This is a genomic window from Microbacterium sp. NPDC077184 (genome assembly GCF_040687055.1).
Lineage (GTDB): Bacteria > Actinomycetota > Actinomycetes > Actinomycetales > Microbacteriaceae > Microbacterium.
The window spans coordinates 111,660-125,127 of record NZ_JBFBMM010000007.1 but is presented as its reverse complement, the minus strand read 5'-3'; the positions used below and the strand labels follow the sequence as shown (position 1 = coordinate 125,127).

The 13,468-nt window shown below is 68.6% G+C and carries 19 protein-coding genes; 7 read left to right on the top strand and 12 right to left on the bottom strand.

From position 1 onward, the window contains the following. The first annotated feature begins 30 nt into the window (after window positions 1-30). Both AB0O93_RS13300 and AB0O93_RS13295 read left to right on the top strand, forming a co-directional pair. The gene (locus tag AB0O93_RS13300) at window positions 31-552 is read left to right on the top strand and encodes a hypothetical protein (protein WP_363344100.1); all 522 of its coding nucleotides are present in this window, start codon (window positions 31-33) and stop codon (window positions 550-552) included. A 7-nt stretch (window positions 553-559) separates the two neighbouring features. Beyond that, window positions 560-928: a potassium transporter Trk gene (locus AB0O93_RS13295; RefSeq protein WP_363344098.1), complete on the top strand. Its 369-nt coding sequence runs from the start codon at window positions 560-562 to the stop codon at window positions 926-928. 29 nt (window positions 929-957) lie between these two features. Here the strand turns inward: AB0O93_RS13295 and AB0O93_RS13290 are convergent, their stop codons facing one another. Beyond that, a complete protein-coding gene (locus AB0O93_RS13290; protein WP_363344096.1) occupies window positions 958-1,569 on the bottom strand; it encodes a zinc-binding alcohol dehydrogenase in 612 nt (203 codons plus the stop codon). Window positions 1,570-1,651: 82 nt separating this feature from the next. Here AB0O93_RS13290 and purM point away from each other — a divergent pair, with 82 nt between their 5' ends. Together purM and purF are read left to right on the top strand one after the other, a co-directional pair. Next, window positions 1,652-2,791: a phosphoribosylformylglycinamidine cyclo-ligase gene (gene purM, locus AB0O93_RS13285; protein WP_363344094.1), complete on the top strand. Its 1,140-nt coding sequence runs from the start codon at window positions 1,652-1,654 to the stop codon at window positions 2,789-2,791. Window positions 2,792-2,818: 27 nt separating this feature from the next. Beyond that, a complete protein-coding gene (gene purF, locus AB0O93_RS13280) occupies window positions 2,819-4,282 on the top strand; it encodes an amidophosphoribosyltransferase (RefSeq protein WP_301131888.1) in 1,464 nt (487 codons plus the stop codon). A gap of 81 nt (window positions 4,283-4,363) precedes the next feature. On the opposite strand, the gene AB0O93_RS13275 is transcribed toward purF, so the two are convergent. From AB0O93_RS13275 to AB0O93_RS13265, 3 genes are all read right to left on the bottom strand, one after another. Then, window positions 4,364-4,558, bottom strand: coding sequence for a hypothetical protein (locus tag AB0O93_RS13275; protein ID WP_363344092.1), 195 nt, complete (start codon window positions 4,556-4,558; stop codon window positions 4,364-4,366). A gap of 344 nt (window positions 4,559-4,902) precedes the next feature. Beyond that, a complete protein-coding gene (locus AB0O93_RS13270; protein WP_363344090.1) occupies window positions 4,903-5,802 on the bottom strand; it encodes a DJ-1/PfpI family protein in 900 nt (299 codons plus the stop codon). Between the two features lie 31 nt (window positions 5,803-5,833). Next, complete coding sequence (locus AB0O93_RS13265) at window positions 5,834-6,817, bottom strand: Abi family protein (RefSeq protein ID WP_363344088.1); 984 nt, start codon at window positions 6,815-6,817, stop codon at window positions 5,834-5,836. 159 nt (window positions 6,818-6,976) lie between these two features. Here AB0O93_RS13265 and AB0O93_RS13260 point away from each other — a divergent pair, with 159 nt between their 5' ends. After that, window positions 6,977-7,618: a DUF5701 family protein gene (locus tag AB0O93_RS13260; protein WP_363344086.1), complete on the top strand. Its 642-nt coding sequence runs from the start codon at window positions 6,977-6,979 to the stop codon at window positions 7,616-7,618. A gap of 24 nt (window positions 7,619-7,642) precedes the next feature. Here AB0O93_RS13260 and AB0O93_RS13255 read toward each other — a convergent pair whose 3' ends face one another. Next, window positions 7,643-8,104, bottom strand: a complete 462-nt coding sequence (locus AB0O93_RS13255) for a MarR family transcriptional regulator (protein ID WP_363344084.1) — start codon at window positions 8,102-8,104, stop codon at window positions 7,643-7,645. 42 nt (window positions 8,105-8,146) lie between these two features. Here AB0O93_RS13255 and AB0O93_RS13250 point away from each other — a divergent pair, with 42 nt between their 5' ends. Next, entirely contained in the window at window positions 8,147-8,401 is a 255-nt protein-coding gene (locus tag AB0O93_RS13250; RefSeq protein WP_363344082.1) for a hypothetical protein, read from the top strand. Window positions 8,402-8,425: 24 nt separating this feature from the next. Here AB0O93_RS13250 and AB0O93_RS13245 read toward each other — a convergent pair whose 3' ends face one another. From AB0O93_RS13245 to AB0O93_RS13230, 4 genes are all read right to left on the bottom strand, one after another. Continuing rightward, on the bottom strand, window positions 8,426-9,004 hold the full coding sequence (locus AB0O93_RS13245; RefSeq protein WP_363344080.1) for a dihydrofolate reductase family protein: 579 nt from the start codon (window positions 9,002-9,004) through the stop codon (window positions 8,426-8,428). 89 nt (window positions 9,005-9,093) lie between these two features. Next, window positions 9,094-9,390: a YrhK family protein gene (locus AB0O93_RS13240; RefSeq protein ID WP_363344078.1), complete on the bottom strand. Its 297-nt coding sequence runs from the start codon at window positions 9,388-9,390 to the stop codon at window positions 9,094-9,096. Continuing rightward, a complete protein-coding gene (locus AB0O93_RS13235) occupies window positions 9,390-10,517 on the bottom strand; it encodes a carboxylate-amine ligase (RefSeq protein WP_363344076.1) in 1,128 nt (375 codons plus the stop codon). Before AB0O93_RS13235 ends, AB0O93_RS13240 begins: the two co-directional genes overlap by 1 nt. A gap of 143 nt (window positions 10,518-10,660) precedes the next feature. Next, the gene (locus AB0O93_RS13230) at window positions 10,661-10,846 is read right to left on the bottom strand and encodes a DUF3073 family protein (RefSeq protein WP_053546579.1); all 186 of its coding nucleotides are present in this window, start codon (window positions 10,844-10,846) and stop codon (window positions 10,661-10,663) included. A gap of 162 nt (window positions 10,847-11,008) precedes the next feature. On the opposite strand from AB0O93_RS13230, the gene AB0O93_RS13225 reads away from it, so the two are divergent. Then, window positions 11,009-11,548, top strand: coding sequence for a universal stress protein (locus AB0O93_RS13225; RefSeq protein WP_363344074.1), 540 nt, complete (start codon window positions 11,009-11,011; stop codon window positions 11,546-11,548). Between the two features lie 6 nt (window positions 11,549-11,554). Here AB0O93_RS13225 and AB0O93_RS13220 read toward each other — a convergent pair whose 3' ends face one another. From AB0O93_RS13220 to AB0O93_RS13210, 3 genes are all read right to left on the bottom strand, one after another. Beyond that, on the bottom strand, window positions 11,555-12,163 hold the full coding sequence (locus tag AB0O93_RS13220; protein WP_363344072.1) for a PadR family transcriptional regulator: 609 nt from the start codon (window positions 12,161-12,163) through the stop codon (window positions 11,555-11,557). Then, the gene (locus AB0O93_RS13215) at window positions 12,160-13,047 is read right to left on the bottom strand and encodes a DUF4097 family beta strand repeat-containing protein (protein WP_363344070.1); all 888 of its coding nucleotides are present in this window, start codon (window positions 13,045-13,047) and stop codon (window positions 12,160-12,162) included. The genes AB0O93_RS13220 and AB0O93_RS13215 overlap by 4 nt, the downstream gene beginning before the upstream one ends. A gap of 166 nt (window positions 13,048-13,213) precedes the next feature. Continuing rightward, window positions 13,214-13,378 carry a hypothetical protein gene (locus AB0O93_RS13210; RefSeq protein ID WP_353999073.1) on the bottom strand — a complete coding sequence of 55 codons (165 nt, stop codon included), beginning with the start codon at window positions 13,376-13,378 and terminating at the stop codon, window positions 13,214-13,216. Between the last annotated feature and the right edge of the window lie 90 nt (window positions 13,379-13,468).

The window sequence follows — 13,468 nt, the reverse complement described above, 5'->3', positions numbered from 1 at the left end:
CGCCGGCCCGCCCGGTGCCACAATGAACTCATGGCACGCGCGCGCACAGGCGCAGCAGACGATGACGACCGCTCCCGGCACGAGCACGTCGTCGACGAGGAGTGGGTCTCGCTCGGTGTGAGGCGCGCGCCGCGGGTCGGACGGTTCCTGTTCATCGGTCTCTTCGGGGGCCTCGCGATGGCGATCATCCTCACGGTCGTCGCGGGGTTCACCGCCCCGCCCGGGGGACCGCTGTCGAACGGCCCGTCGGGGTACCTGCGCGTCTTCGGCGTCCTGGCGGCCCTCTGCATCGGCGTCGGCCTGCTGGTCATGAGCGTCCTGGCGATCGTGCTGGACCGTTTCGTCGGCCTTCGCACCTCTCCCGTGATCGCCGAGCACGCCACCACCCTGCACGACGACCTCACCTCGCCCGTCGGCGACGACCCGCCGCGCTGGGCGCGCGACGCCGCCGACCTCGCGCCGCCCCCGCCGCGTCCCCCACGTGCGCCTCGGCCCGCGCGCCCGGGCACTCCTCCCGCCGGCGGCCCGGCCCCCGACGCCCCGAAGGGATAATGGAGGCATGGCCGACGACCCGACGCACCCGCGCGATTCCGTGCCCGAGCCCTACCGTGCGCGGTCCGAGACGCTTCAGCTCCGCCGCGCGCCGAAGATCTCGGTCTTCCTCATCGCCGGCGCCGGTCTCGGCATCCTCGTCGCCCTCATCCTCACCTTCGCGTTCGACGGCACGGAGGCCGTGAGCCGCAACACCGGCTTCGAGTACTCGCAGGGCCAGGTCTTCGGCTTCATCGCCCTCATCTGCATCCCGATCGGCGTCGCCCTCGCCGGCGTCGTCGCGCTGCTCTTCGACCGCGCCTCCAGCCGCCGCGCACGGCAGGTCGCCGTCGAGCACGACGCGATCCAGATCGCCCCCGACGACGACCGCGCCTGACGACCATCGCGCCTGACGGATCGCTCCGATCAGGCCAGCTCGGCGATGATCGGGTGGATCGCCGCGTCGAACGCGACGACATCCCCGCGCAGCGAGTCGGTCACCGCGACCGTGAGCGACCCGATCCACCACACCCCGCGCTGCGCGAGCGGCAGGACCTGCACGTTCAGCTCGAACGAGTGCGCCCGGCGACCGATCTGCCGCTCGTACTCGGCGATCGCGCTCGCGTAGGCGCGGTACGCGCTTCCGCTGCCGACGTGGCCGTCGCGCCGGTAGCGCGCGTGCGCCGACTGCGCGAACGCGAGGGCTTCGGATCCGTGCCCGCTGAGCTCCGCGCGCAGCTCGTCGAAGCCCTCGACGGGCAGCGCGAGGAGGGTGTCGAACTCGTCGACGAGATCCAGGGGTACGGGGGAGGGGTGCGCCTGCGGCTCGACCGTCATGGCCCAGTACTCACGCCACTGACGCTCGAGGATCGACTGCGCCGCATCGTCGCGTTCCACCGGCCGCGGAGGGATGCCGCGCAGATGCGGGAGCTCGTCCGGAGAGCGGATGCCGAGCACCTGACGCAGGTAGAGGGCGAGGAGCACCGGCTGACCGGCATCTTCGCGGATCAGCCACTCCGGAGCCCCGGCCGCGCCCATGCGCACCAGTGTATTGCCCGCCTCCCTCTCCCGGACGGTAGCGGGACGGCAGGGGTCCCGCGCCGCCGCTAGGCTGTAGCCCGTGGCCTCACCCTCTCGAGACACCCCCGAAAACCCTTACGCCCGAGCCGGAGTCGATACGGCAGCGGGCGATCTCGCCGTGGAACTGATGAAGTCCGCGGTGCGTCAGACGCACGGACCCGAGGTCCTCGGCGGCGTCGGCGGCTTCGCCGGCCTGTTCGACGCGACGGCGCTCCGCGGCTACACCAAGCCGTTGCTGGCCACCAGCACGGACGGTGTCGGCACGAAGGTCGCGATCGCCCAGGCGATCGACAAGCACGACACGATCGGGCGCGACCTCGTGGGCATGGTCGTCGACGACATCGTCGTGGTGGGGGCCGCTCCCCTCTTCATGACCGACTACATCGCGTGCGGCAAGGTCTTCCCGGAGCGCATCGCCGACATCGTCCGCGGTATCGCCGAGGGCTGCGCCGAGACCGGCACCGCGCTCGTCGGCGGCGAGACGGCCGAGCACCCGGGCCTCCTCGGGGTGAACGACTACGACGTCGCGGGCGCGGCGACCGGCGTCGTCGAGGCCGACAAGGTCCTCGGCGCCGAGCGCGTGCGCACCGGCGATGCGGTCCTCGCCATCTCCTCCAGCGGTCTGCACGCCAACGGCTACTCGCTCGTGCGGCACATCGTCGCCGGCGCCGGCGTCCAGTACGGCGACAACGCCGCCGACTTCGGCATGACGTGGGGCGAGGCGCTCCTCGAGCCCACCCGTCTGTACACCTCACCGCTCCTGCGCCTCCTCGAGGAGACCGGCGACGCGGTGCACTCCCTCAGCCACGTCACCGGAGGCGGCATCGCCGCCAACCTCGCCCGCGTGCTGCCCCGCGGCTCGTGGGTCGACGTCGATCGGTCGACCTGGTCGCCGTCGCCGGTCTTCCGCGTGCTCGCCGACCTCGGCGGGCTCGACCTCGCCGCGACGGAAGGCACCTGGAACCTCGGCATCGGCTTCCTCGCCGTCGTCGACGCGGATCGGGCGGATGCCGCGATCGCGCAGCTGGCCACCTCCGGACTCGATGCCTGGCAGGTCGGTGTCGTCCGCGACGGGGCCCTCCCCGACGGCGACTTCGAGCAGGGCGCCAAGGGCGTCGACGGCGGAGCGGTGCGCCTCGTCGGAACGTATTCGGACGGCGCCGCCGGCGCCACCCGCTGACCCAACCATCGGAGCGAAGCAACACCCATGTGCGGAATTGTCGGGATGGTGGGCCGCGGGTCCGTCAACCAGGAGATCTACGACTCCCTGCTCCTCCTTCAGCATCGCGGCCAGGATTCCACCGGGATCGCCACGGCCGAGCCGAGCGGCGTGTTCCACGTCCACAAGGCGAAGGGTCAGGTGCGTGAGGGCTTCCGCACCCGCGACATGCGGGCCCTCCTCGGCAACCTCGGCCTCGGCCACGTCCGCTACGCGACCAAGGGCACGGCATCCAGCGAAGAAGAGGCGCAGCCCTTCTACGTCAACGCCCCGTACGGCATCGTTCTGGTGCACAACGGCAACCTCACCAACACGCGTGAGCTGACCGAGGAGCTGTTCCGCAAGGACCGGCGGCACCTCAACACCAGCTCCGACACCGAGCTGCTCGTGAACGTCCTCGCGAACGAGCTGCAGACCGTGATCTCGGGTCCGGACCTCGATCCGGAGCAGGTCTTCCAGGCCGTCACGCGGGTCCACGAGCGCGCCGAGGGGTCGTACGCGGCGATCGCGCTCATCGCGGGATACGGTCTGCTGGCGTTCCGTGATCCGTTCGGCATCCGTCCGCTGATCCTCGGCACGCGGCGCAACGCCGACGGCTCGTACGAGTGGGTCGTCACCAGCGAGTCGCTGGTGCTGGAGAACGGGGAGTTCGAGGTCGTCCGCGACGTCGAGCCGGGCGAAGCCGTCTTCATCGACCTCGAGGGCAACCTGCACACCCGGCAGTGCGCGACCGACCCGAAGCTCGTTCCGTGCTCGTTCGAGTACGTCTACCTCGCCCGTCCCGACTCGATCATGAACGGCATCTCGGTCTACGAGGCGCGCCTGCGGATGGGGGAGCGCCTGGCCGACACGATCGCGAAGTACACGCCTCCCGGAGTGATCGACGTGGTCATGCCGATCCCCGACTCGGCGCGTCCGGCCGCGATGCAGGTCGCCCGGAAGCTCGGCATCGAGTACCGCGAGGGCTTCTACAAGAACCGCTACGTCGGCCGGACGTTCATCATGCCCGGGCAGGCCGTGCGCAAGAAGAGCGTGCGTCAGAAGCTCAACGCGATGTCGAGCGAGTTCAAGGGCAAGAACGTGCTCCTCATCGACGACTCGATCGTGCGCGGCACGACGTCGAAGGAGATCATCCAGATGGCGAGGGATGCCGGTGCCGCCACCGTCACGTTCGCCTCGGCGGCGCCGCCCGTGCGCTACCCGCACGTGTACGGCATCAACATGCCCTCCCGGCACGAGCTCGTCGCCCACGGCCGCACGATCCCCGAGATCGCCGAGGAGCTCGGCGCGGACTACATGGTCTACCAGGAGGTCGAAGACCTGAAGGCGGCCATCCTCGAGGGCTCGCCCGACGTCGAGGACCTCGACATGAGCTGCTTCGACGGCCGCTACATCACCGGCACCGTCAGCGACGAGTACCTCGCCTGGGTCGAGGGCTCGCAGGAGTCCTGACCCGGGTCGCTACCGCGGCCTCGGATCGGATCCCGGGGTCATCGCGACCTTGCCGTTCTCGCGTGGATCCGGGGGCGCTGGTCACTGTCCGGACGCGCAAGCCCACGCCGAGGCGGACCGGCGTCGAAGAGCGATCGTCCGGGAGGAGATCAGCACCCAGCCGATCACGAACACGCCGGCCAGCGCGAGAAGCGCGAGTTCGAGTGGGAGTCCGATCGAGAAGAGGACGACCACGGCGAAGATCACGGTGCCCCCGCCGCTGCGAGCGGAAGTCACGATGGGGTGCGATCTGTCCTGATGCGTCGCGGCGAAATGGACTGTCGAGGCGTGGACTCTTCGGCACGCAGAAAGTGTCATCCCGAGGCACCCCGCCGGGTATCGATCCTTGCGGAATGCGTACGCCGTCAGAGCGAATCCCGACCCTCTTCCACCGTCACGTCGCCTCGGCGGCGCCTCTCGTACGGTACCCGCACGTCTACGGAATCAACATGCCCTCCCGTCACGAGCTCGTCGCCCACGGGCGGATGATCCCCGAGGTCGCGGAGGATCTCGGGGAGGACTACGTGGTCTACCAGGAGTACCTCGCCTGGGTCGAGGGATCGCAGGAGTCCGGACCTGGGTCACTCCTCGACGTATCCGGTGGCCGGGTCGATCGAAGCCAGGAACCCCTGGATCTGAATCCGGGCCTCGTCTCTCGTGTGTGTGGCGCCGTTGAGGCCGACCGAGAACCCGTACCCCGGGTTCGGGGTGTTGACCCAAGCGAGGTGGTTCGATCCACCGTCGTGCGTGACGTCGAACACCTGCCCGTCGACGACGACGCGGAAATGGGGCGCCATCGTCCGGAGTCTTGCGGCCGCGCGCGCGACGACCGGTCCGCGCTCAGCGCGAGATCTTTCGATGGTTCGCGCGACCTGGTCCGGATCCGCTTCGGGTCTCGTCGGCGTGCCGGCGTCGAATGGCGGGTGAGGGTCGTACTCCAGCGCGAGCTGCACCGCCCGTGCCGTATCCGCCCCGCAGAGTTCTGCGGCGACGGATAGTGCGAAGTCGATGCCACTCGTCACGCCGCCCGCAGTGATGACGTTTCCGTCCTGCACGACGCGACGCTGTTCGGGAATGGCGCCGAACTCGCTCAGCATCGAGTGAGATGCCCAGTGCGTCGTCGCTCGCTTCCCTGCGATGAGGCCGGCGGCTCCCAGCGGGAAGGATCCCGTGCACACGCTCGTGACGTACCGTGCGCCGAGGGCCTGTCGGCGGATGAAGTCGATAGCGGGCGCGTCGTCCAGCAGATCGAAGGCACCCTGGCCGCCGGGAACCATCAAGACGTCTGCTTGGGGAGCATCGGTGAACGTCGTCGTCGGCAGGACGCAGAATCCTGCGTCGGTCGAGATCGGCTCGAGACGATGCCAGACCAGGTCGACGGTCGCGTCGGGCAGGCGTGAGAACACCTGCACCGGACCCATCAGGTCCAGCTGAGTGACGTTAGGGAACAGGAGGGCGACGATCCGCAGCGGAATGGCCATCAGCCCACGCTAATCGTGAACCCGCAATTCCTCACTGGAGGTGGCGACTCCAGAACGGATCTGACTCCCAGTCAGGGGGAACCCCCATCCCGGCGAGATTCATGCGAGGGCGGGTGATGAGGAGCTCGTGCAGACGACGCGCCCAACTGCTGTGGGGCGAGATGGAGTCGAGTACGGACTGAAGTGACGCAAGGACCGGGTACAGACGTTTCCGCGACCGCTCGGTGAGCGCGCCGGGATTCAGCCACGAGATCGCTGCTGACGTCGGGATCGCCGGATACACGCCCAGCCCCACGTTCCACAGCCGCCCATGATGGGCGCAGATGTTTCGCACGCGAACGTAGGTCTGCATCCATGACTCGAGGACGGGTGCGGTCATGCCGATGCTCGCAGCGATGGCAGTGCGGTCCGACCGCTGTCGGAGATTGCGATAGACGCTTGTGAGCTGGCCGATGGTCAGGGTCTCGACCATGAGCCACGAGGGCGGCAGTTCCGGTGAGCCGTACGTCGTGAGGTAGTGCTCAAGCGCCGACCGGTGCACGAGCGAGTCATCGCCTGCGTCTGGCGTCCCGCGGAGGCGATCCTCGCCCGTCTTCCGCACCATTCTCTCGAAGTCAGCGTGGGCGCCGTGATTTCGGAAGTGAGCCGGGTCCGTGTACCAGTGAGAATCGTTGTAGATCGTGGACATGTGATCGGTGAGGGCCGCACGAACCGCGACTTCGACGCGCTCGAGTGCGTCCATCACCAGCAACCTCAGCGATCGGTCGAACACGTAGAGGTCGAGGACGTCGTCGAAGCTGGTCCCTTGCCGCATCTGGTGCTCCGCTCCACCGTGCTGGAACGGGATCGTGTAGGGCGAGAGCCGGTAGTAGCCGATGTGTCGCAGGTATCTGGCGGCTCGGTCGCGGTCGGGTATCTCGAGGCCACGGTCGGAAAGGCGATCGACCAATTGTTCGACGCCCAGCGGCGGTTTCTCGTACCGCAGCGATCCACGTGGTCGGGGCGGGCGAGCCATTGAGTCATCCTCCTCGCCGGGCAGAAAAAATCCCCCAAGTGCGCATCGTTGAGAGGCGTGGGGGATGTGGTGACAACATCCTAGCAAGGAAATAGCGCGTGCGACGCGCGCGTTGCGAGACGGGTCGCATTCCGGCGATCGAGGGGGATCATGGCGCACGTGACGAAGACGGTGATCGAACAGCTCGACATTCTGGAGTCCCTCGGACTGTTCGACGTGGCGTACAGCGACCGCGCGGCGGTCACGGCGACGGCCGCGGCCCTGCGAACGGCGCCGGCGCGGGGCGAGACGGCGCTCGTCGGGCTCCATCCGGCGTGGTTCCCGGCATCCGGACTCGCCCCACTGATGACCCGGGAGGGAAAGCCCGGCTTCGTCGTGGAGGACATGACGGATGTCGACGACTTCCTGCCCTCGGGGTTCGACCTCCCCGACAACCCGCTGTACCTCGTGCGCGACGTCGAGCGAGGAGATGACCTGCGGAACGTTTCACCGGAAGAGGCGCTTCCTCGGATCACGGCGGCGGGGCGACGCGGCCTCACGCTTCACGAGGGCCTGAGCTGGGCCATCACCCACCCGGAGATCGTGGAAGCCAACCACTGCTTCATGACGATCGGTTCGAGGAAAGCGAAGCCGCTCGCGCGCGCCGGCGACGGTGTCGCATACGACGCACGAACCCCCGCCCTGTGGAACGCGTCGGGAACCGGTCGGGACGGGAATGACCGCCGCGGTGCGCCGAAGCTCGGCTGGTGCTGGTGGGGGAACCGACACACATGGCTCGGAATCGCCTCCGCCGAGCGGTAGCCGCGGAGGTCGCGGATCGGCAGGTCAGCCGCCGGTCCGCCGGCGACCGGCGAACGCACTCAGTCCGTCCCGCAGCGGGGCGAGGTCTGCGGCATCCATCCCGACGGCTTCGAGTACCTGGGCGGGAACCCGCACGGCCTGGCGGCGGAGCTCGCGCCCCTCGGAGGTGAGCGAGATGTCCAGCACGCGTTCGTCGGCGGGTCGGCGCGTGCGGGTGACGAGTCCCTGGGCTTCGAGCCGCTTCACCAGCGGTGACAGTGTCGCCGGTTCCATCGCCAGTTCCAGGGCGAGGTCTCCCAGCGACCGTGGCGACTGCTCCCAGAGGGCCAGCATCACCAGGTACTGCGGGTGCGTGAGGCCGAGCGGCTCGAGGATCGGCCGGTAGATCGCGACGACGTTGCGCGCGGCGGTGACGATGGCGAAGCACAGCTGGTTCTCCAACCGCAGCAGGTCGTCGGTACCGGCGCCGGCGGGGGCGGGATTCATGGATCGATCCTATAGCCCGTAGATGTTTAGTACGCTAACGATATGCGGAAAGACGAGAAGCAGGAGGGCGAGCAGCCTCCCCTTCGTGAGCGGGTGAAGGCCGCCGGCGGCTGGTACGCCTACGTGAACGCCCGGCTCATCCAGGTCGCCGGTCCGGCATCCGTCGGTCCGTACGAGACCACGCCGCCGCCCTCCGCGGAAGTTCGGGCGGAGCGCGCCTGCCCCCTGTGCGGTCATCCCGTCAGCGGGCACACCTTCGACCGCTCGGGTCCGAAACCTTTGATGTATTGCCCCTGACGGTGCTCGGACGGCGGGACCCGCTCAGTCGACGACCGCGTAGCGGTGCATGGTCACGCCGCCGGAGCAGGCCGCCTGCTCCAACAGGTCCAGGCGAACCGGCACCGTGACGGCGTCGAAGAGCGGTCGCCCGGAGCCGAGGATGACGGGATGCGTGAAGATCAGCACCTCGTCGAGCAGGCCGGCGGTGAGGAGCTGGGTGGCGATCGCCGCGCCGCCGACGCCGATGTCGCCGCTCCCGCTCTCGCGCAATTCGCCGAGGCGTGCGACGGCGTCGTCCCTGCCGAACACCGTCGTGTTGTGCGGCGCTTCGATGCGTCCGCGGGAGACGAGGATCTTCGGCTTCTCGGTCCAGATGCGCCCGTAGTCGCGGTACACCTGAGGGAACTCGGCGTTATCGCGTGCGGCGGGCCAGAAGCTCTCCATCGTCTCGAAGACTCGCCGGCCCTGCACCATCATCGTGAGGGCCTCGGCACGCGCGTTGAAGTCCTCGTGCAGCTCGTCGCTGATGCTCATCCAATCCCCGCCGCCCTGTTCATCGTGCGTGTGCTCGATGAACAAGTCGAGCGAGACATTCATCCAGTACACGAAGCGCGCGGACATGAGCCCTCCTCGGTGAAGTGGTGGGCTCAGTCCACCACTTCGGACGTGTCGGCGCGAGGGGGAACGCGCGGGACCGGTCCCGCCAGAGCTCAGAATTCTCCTGGCGAACCGCCCGGGGCGGAGCTGCCGAGACGCTTCAGATGGACGTGCCGCGTGAGCCGGATGGCGGGGCGGATCATGAGCTGGATGCTGCCGATCAGGAAGAACCAGGTGCCGACGGTGGTCGTGGCCTCGCGAAAGAAGAGGATGCTGCCGGCGATGAACCAGCCGGCCACCAGGATGTCGTTGACGATGCTGACCACTTCGTAGATCCGCCGAATCACGACCTCCTCGTCACCGAGTCGGAAGCTGAGCGTGTGCGTGGCGCTGGGCGACGAGTCGGCCACTACAGGTCTTCGTGGAATTCGGTGATGAGGCTGTCGACGACCGCGGCCATCGCTCCGCCCGGGTCGGAGCCCGCCGTTTCCACTCCCGCCGCGACCGCGCGCTGCCGAGTGGACGACGTGCCGGTGTCGGCGATCTGCTGAATGCGACGCACCTCCTCGGTGCAGCCGAGGGCCTCGGCATCCTCCTCGACGAGCTCGATCAGCTGCGTCGCGAGCTCCGAGAACGGGACGATCTCCCCCGCGCCGAAGTCGATGAGCCCCTCGGTCACGCCGTAGCGCTGCGCACGCCAGCGATTCTCACCGACGAGGAAGCGGTCGTAGACCCGCCAACGCTGATTCCTCGTGCGCAGCCGCCACAGCATCCGCAACAGGGACTGATTCACCGCCGCCAGCGCGAGCGCGTCCTCCATCCGCGGAGAGACGTCCATGATCCGCGTCTCGAGCGTCGGGTACCGGTGCGAGGGGCGGATGTCCCACCAGATCTTCGTCGGGTCCTCGATCACACCGAGATCGGTGAGCACCGCCACCGATCGCTGGTACTCGACCCAGCTGACGTACTCGGGCGGCAAGCCGGTGCGCGGCAGGTTGTCGAAGACCGAGAGCCGATACGACGCGAGGCCGGTGTCCTGCCCCTGCCAGAAAGGCGAGGATGCCGACAGCGCAAGCAGATGCGGCAGGAAGTACGCCATCTGATTCATCAGGTCGGCGCGCAGCGCGTTGTCGCCGATCCCGACGTGCACGTGGTTGCCGCAGATCAGCAGTCGCCGTGCGACCCCGGCGAGGTCGCGCTCCAGGCCTCGATAGCGTTCCTTGTCGGTGTGGTGCGCGTGCTTCCAATCCGCGAACGGATGGCAGGCCGCCGCGATCGGCGAGAGCCCGTGCTTCTCAGCGTGGGTCGAGACCGCGGAGCGGAGGCGTCGCAGATCGTCTCGGGCTTCCCCGATGGTCGCCGACACCCGCGTGCCGATCTCGACCTGACACTGCTTGTACTCGGGGCTCACCTGGTCGCCGAGCTCGGCGACCAGCCCGTCGAGGAACCCCTCGGGGGCCTCCGCCAGAGCGCGCGTCTCGCGGTCCACGAGGAGGTACTCCTCCTCGATGCCGATGGTGAAGTCAGGATCCTGCACAGCTCTCCCCTCGCCCGAGACTCCATCGAACAGGTTCGAGCGGGGTGTCGGCAACCACTTGACACCGGCACCCGCCGTCCGGACGTCACGTGGGCACGAGAAAAGCCGCCCTCACCGGTGGTGACGGCGGCTTCTGGCGAAGATCAGGCTTTCTCGAGCTCGTCTTCGTCTTCGTCTTCGTACTGATCGGCCCACTTGTCGACGTACGCGTCGTCGTCCGACGGGTGACCGAGTTCACGCTCCAACGCAGCGTAGTTCACGCTGTAGGTGTCGTACTTCAGTTCACGGGCGATCTTTGTGTGCTTCGCCTTCTGACGGCCACGCCCCATGCGAGACCCCCTCACGATCTGAGTCGCGGGCGCGGGCTGAAGAGCCGCTGACCCGGGTATTCACGAATCCGGATTGGACCGGTAAGAGTAGCGTTCAGGATATCACGGAGCCCCGGGGTCACCCGCGGCTGGGCACACCATACCGGAATGGGGCGATGACGCATGAGTGATGAGGCATCCGTCGATCGGGACGAGGCCCGGGATGTCGAGGCGCTGCGCGGAGCGGTGGTCGTCGGGGTGATCCCCGATCAGCCTTCGCGGGTGCTCAAGGAAGCGGCGAGATACGCCCGTCTGCACGGGGCGCCGCTTGCCGTGGTGCACGTCGACGTGACCCGCTTCGTGACCTACGAAGACCCCGACGGCTACGTCCATTCCGCCCCCATCGACCTGAACATCACCGGCGACGGCGACGACCTGATGCGGATCGAGGCCGCCGCGGCCGACATCCTCGCCGGAGCCGGCATCCGCTGGTCGGCGCACGAGCTCGTCGGAGACCCGGCGATGGCGATGCGCCAGTTCGCGGACCGGATCCAGGCGCGGATGCTCGTCGTCGGCACGCGGCGCCGCGGTCTCGGCGAATCGATCCGCGAGTTCTTCACCGGCTCGGTCGCCGCCCGGCTCGCGCACCGGCAGCAGCGACCGATCCTCGTCGTCCCGCTCGGTGAGCCGCTGCGGGACGACGAGGATCTCTGGCCTGCCTGAGGACGCTCAGCCCCGCAGCGTTCGCGAGATGTCGCGCGCGATGCGGTCGAGCTGAGCCGCGAGATCGTCGACGACGTCGGCGGCGAGGTCTCCGCCGCGCGCCACGTGCGCCCGGAGGTCGCTGCGCACCCGCGCCCGGAACTCGTTCACCGCGGCATCCGCCCGGCTCACCTGTTCCCGGCTGCGGGAGCGCGGGTCGTCGTCGCGGGCGCTCGGCGCTTTCTGCGTCTGCTGATCCCGACCGGCGGCGGCGAGGTCGGCGCGCAGGCTCCGCATCGCCTCGCGGACGCTCCCGCGCACCTCGTCGGCGATCAGTCGGACCGAGTCGGCGAGGCCCGCCTGAATACCCTCGAGCTCGTGCGCGCGGGAGGCGACCTCCGCGCGGCCGGCATCCGTGATCGCGTAGACGGTCTTGCGGCCGTCGACGCTCTTGGTCACCAGGCCCTCCTCCTCGAGCTTCGCCAGGCGCGGATAGATCGTCCCCGCGCTCGGGGTGTATGTGCCGCCGGTGCGATCGGCCAGGGCCTGCATGATGTCGTACCCGTGCCGCGGGCCCTCGTCGAGGAGGTTCAGGAGGTAGAGCCGCAGGTCGCCGTGCGAGAACACGGGGCTCACGACCGGCCTCCGTCATCGGCTCCGCCGTCGACGTCCTGCGGCATGTCGTGCGCGACGGGATCCGTCACGGGGGGACGCCGCAGAACGGTGATCGCGCCCGCGACGGAGTTCGCCCGCACGTCGGCGAACGAGCCGCTGAGCTCACCCACGGATCCCGCGTAGCTCGTGGTCGGAAGCGAACCCTGACCGGAGTGGACGATGCCGTCGATCTGCACGCGTCCGCTGACGCTGCGCGCCACGTAGTTGGCGGGGTACCCCTCGTCCATGCGGACGGTCGACTCGCCGCTGACGGTGTTGAGGCTGACGCGCTGCACGGGCCCGCTCGTGTCGACGAGCATGGCGCCCGATACGGTGTCGATCGTGGCGGAGCGCAGGATGCCCGTGGCCGCGACGTCGCCCGAGACGCTGTTGGCGGTGAGGGCGCCGACCAGCTCGCGCACCTGCACGTCACCGGAGACCGCGTTGACGGAGAGATCGCCCGTGAGCCCGTCGACGATGATGTCGCCGGACACGGTGTTCAGACGTGCGTCCTCCCGGAGGCCGGCGACGAGGGCGCTGGCGGAGACCACACCGAGGGTGAGGGCGATCGATCGGGGAACGGCGACGCTGATCTCGGCCTTCGGTCCACCGGCGCCGAAGTTGCGGAACACCTCGAGGAAGTTGTCCCAGCGCAGCTGCGGGTGGTCGATCTCGACGGCGTCGCCGGTCGCTTCGATGCGCAGGTCCTTGACGGTGACGTTGTGCACCTCGATGCGGACGCCGGGCTCGTCGTGTCCGATCACGTCGATCTGGCCGCCGACGAGGCCGACTTTGAGGGTGCGCACATCGTCGATGTCGATCACGCGCGTCTCGCCCGGGTGGATGAGCCACTTCTCCAGGGTCATGTTCTCTCCCATGTCTCGAGCCGCGGTCCGATCGGAGCGGCGTCTTTCGCGATATATCGCGTGTGAGGAGTAAAACACGATATATCGCGTCGGTCAAGACTCGCTGGCACCGACGACGAAGGCCGCCCCCCGAGGGGGACGGCCTTCGTCGGTTTCGAGACCGAGGTCAGGTGCGGGCTCCGCCGCGGATGACTCGGAACAGGAAGACGATCAGCGCGATGATGCCCACGATGAGGGCGACCCACAGCAGCCACTGGAGGGCGCTGTTCAGCCCGCCGACGATGGCAAGGACGATCGCGACCACGATGATGACGATGAGTGCGAGGTTCATGGAAGTTCTCCTTCTCCGGCGGAGGCACGCGGGATGCGTACCGGCGTGCCTCGTGGGCACTGAGAAGACTCTGGCATCGCCGTGAGTGCG

Coding starts and splice junctions, on each gene's coding strand:
- AB0O93_RS13300 (WP_363344100.1), top strand. CDS start 31: ATGGCACGCGCGCGCACAGGCGCAGCAGACGATGACGACCGCTCCCGG.
- AB0O93_RS13295 (WP_363344098.1), top strand. CDS start 560: ATGGCCGACGACCCGACGCACCCGCGCGATTCCGTGCCCGAGCCCTAC.
- AB0O93_RS13290 (WP_363344096.1), bottom strand. CDS start 1,569: ATGGGCGCGGCCGGGGCTCCGGAGTGGCTGATCCGCGAAGATGCCGGT.
- purF (WP_301131888.1), top strand. CDS start 2,819: ATGTGCGGAATTGTCGGGATGGTGGGCCGCGGGTCCGTCAACCAGGAG.
- AB0O93_RS13270 (WP_363344090.1), bottom strand. CDS start 5,802: ATGGCCATTCCGCTGCGGATCGTCGCCCTCCTGTTCCCTAACGTCACT.
- AB0O93_RS13265 (WP_363344088.1), bottom strand. CDS start 6,817: ATGGCTCGCCCGCCCCGACCACGTGGATCGCTGCGGTACGAGAAACCG.
- AB0O93_RS13255 (WP_363344084.1), bottom strand. CDS start 8,104: ATGAATCCCGCCCCCGCCGGCGCCGGTACCGACGACCTGCTGCGGTTG.
- AB0O93_RS13250 (WP_363344082.1), top strand. CDS start 8,147: ATGCGGAAAGACGAGAAGCAGGAGGGCGAGCAGCCTCCCCTTCGTGAG.
- AB0O93_RS13245 (WP_363344080.1), bottom strand. CDS start 9,004: ATGTCCGCGCGCTTCGTGTACTGGATGAATGTCTCGCTCGACTTGTTC.
- AB0O93_RS13230 (WP_053546579.1), bottom strand. CDS start 10,846: ATGGGGCGTGGCCGTCAGAAGGCGAAGCACACAAAGATCGCCCGTGAA.
- AB0O93_RS13225 (WP_363344074.1), top strand. CDS start 11,009: ATGAGTGATGAGGCATCCGTCGATCGGGACGAGGCCCGGGATGTCGAG.
- AB0O93_RS13215 (WP_363344070.1), bottom strand. CDS start 13,047: ATGACCCTGGAGAAGTGGCTCATCCACCCGGGCGAGACGCGCGTGATC.
- AB0O93_RS13210 (WP_353999073.1), bottom strand. CDS start 13,378: ATGAACCTCGCACTCATCGTCATCATCGTGGTCGCGATCGTCCTTGCC.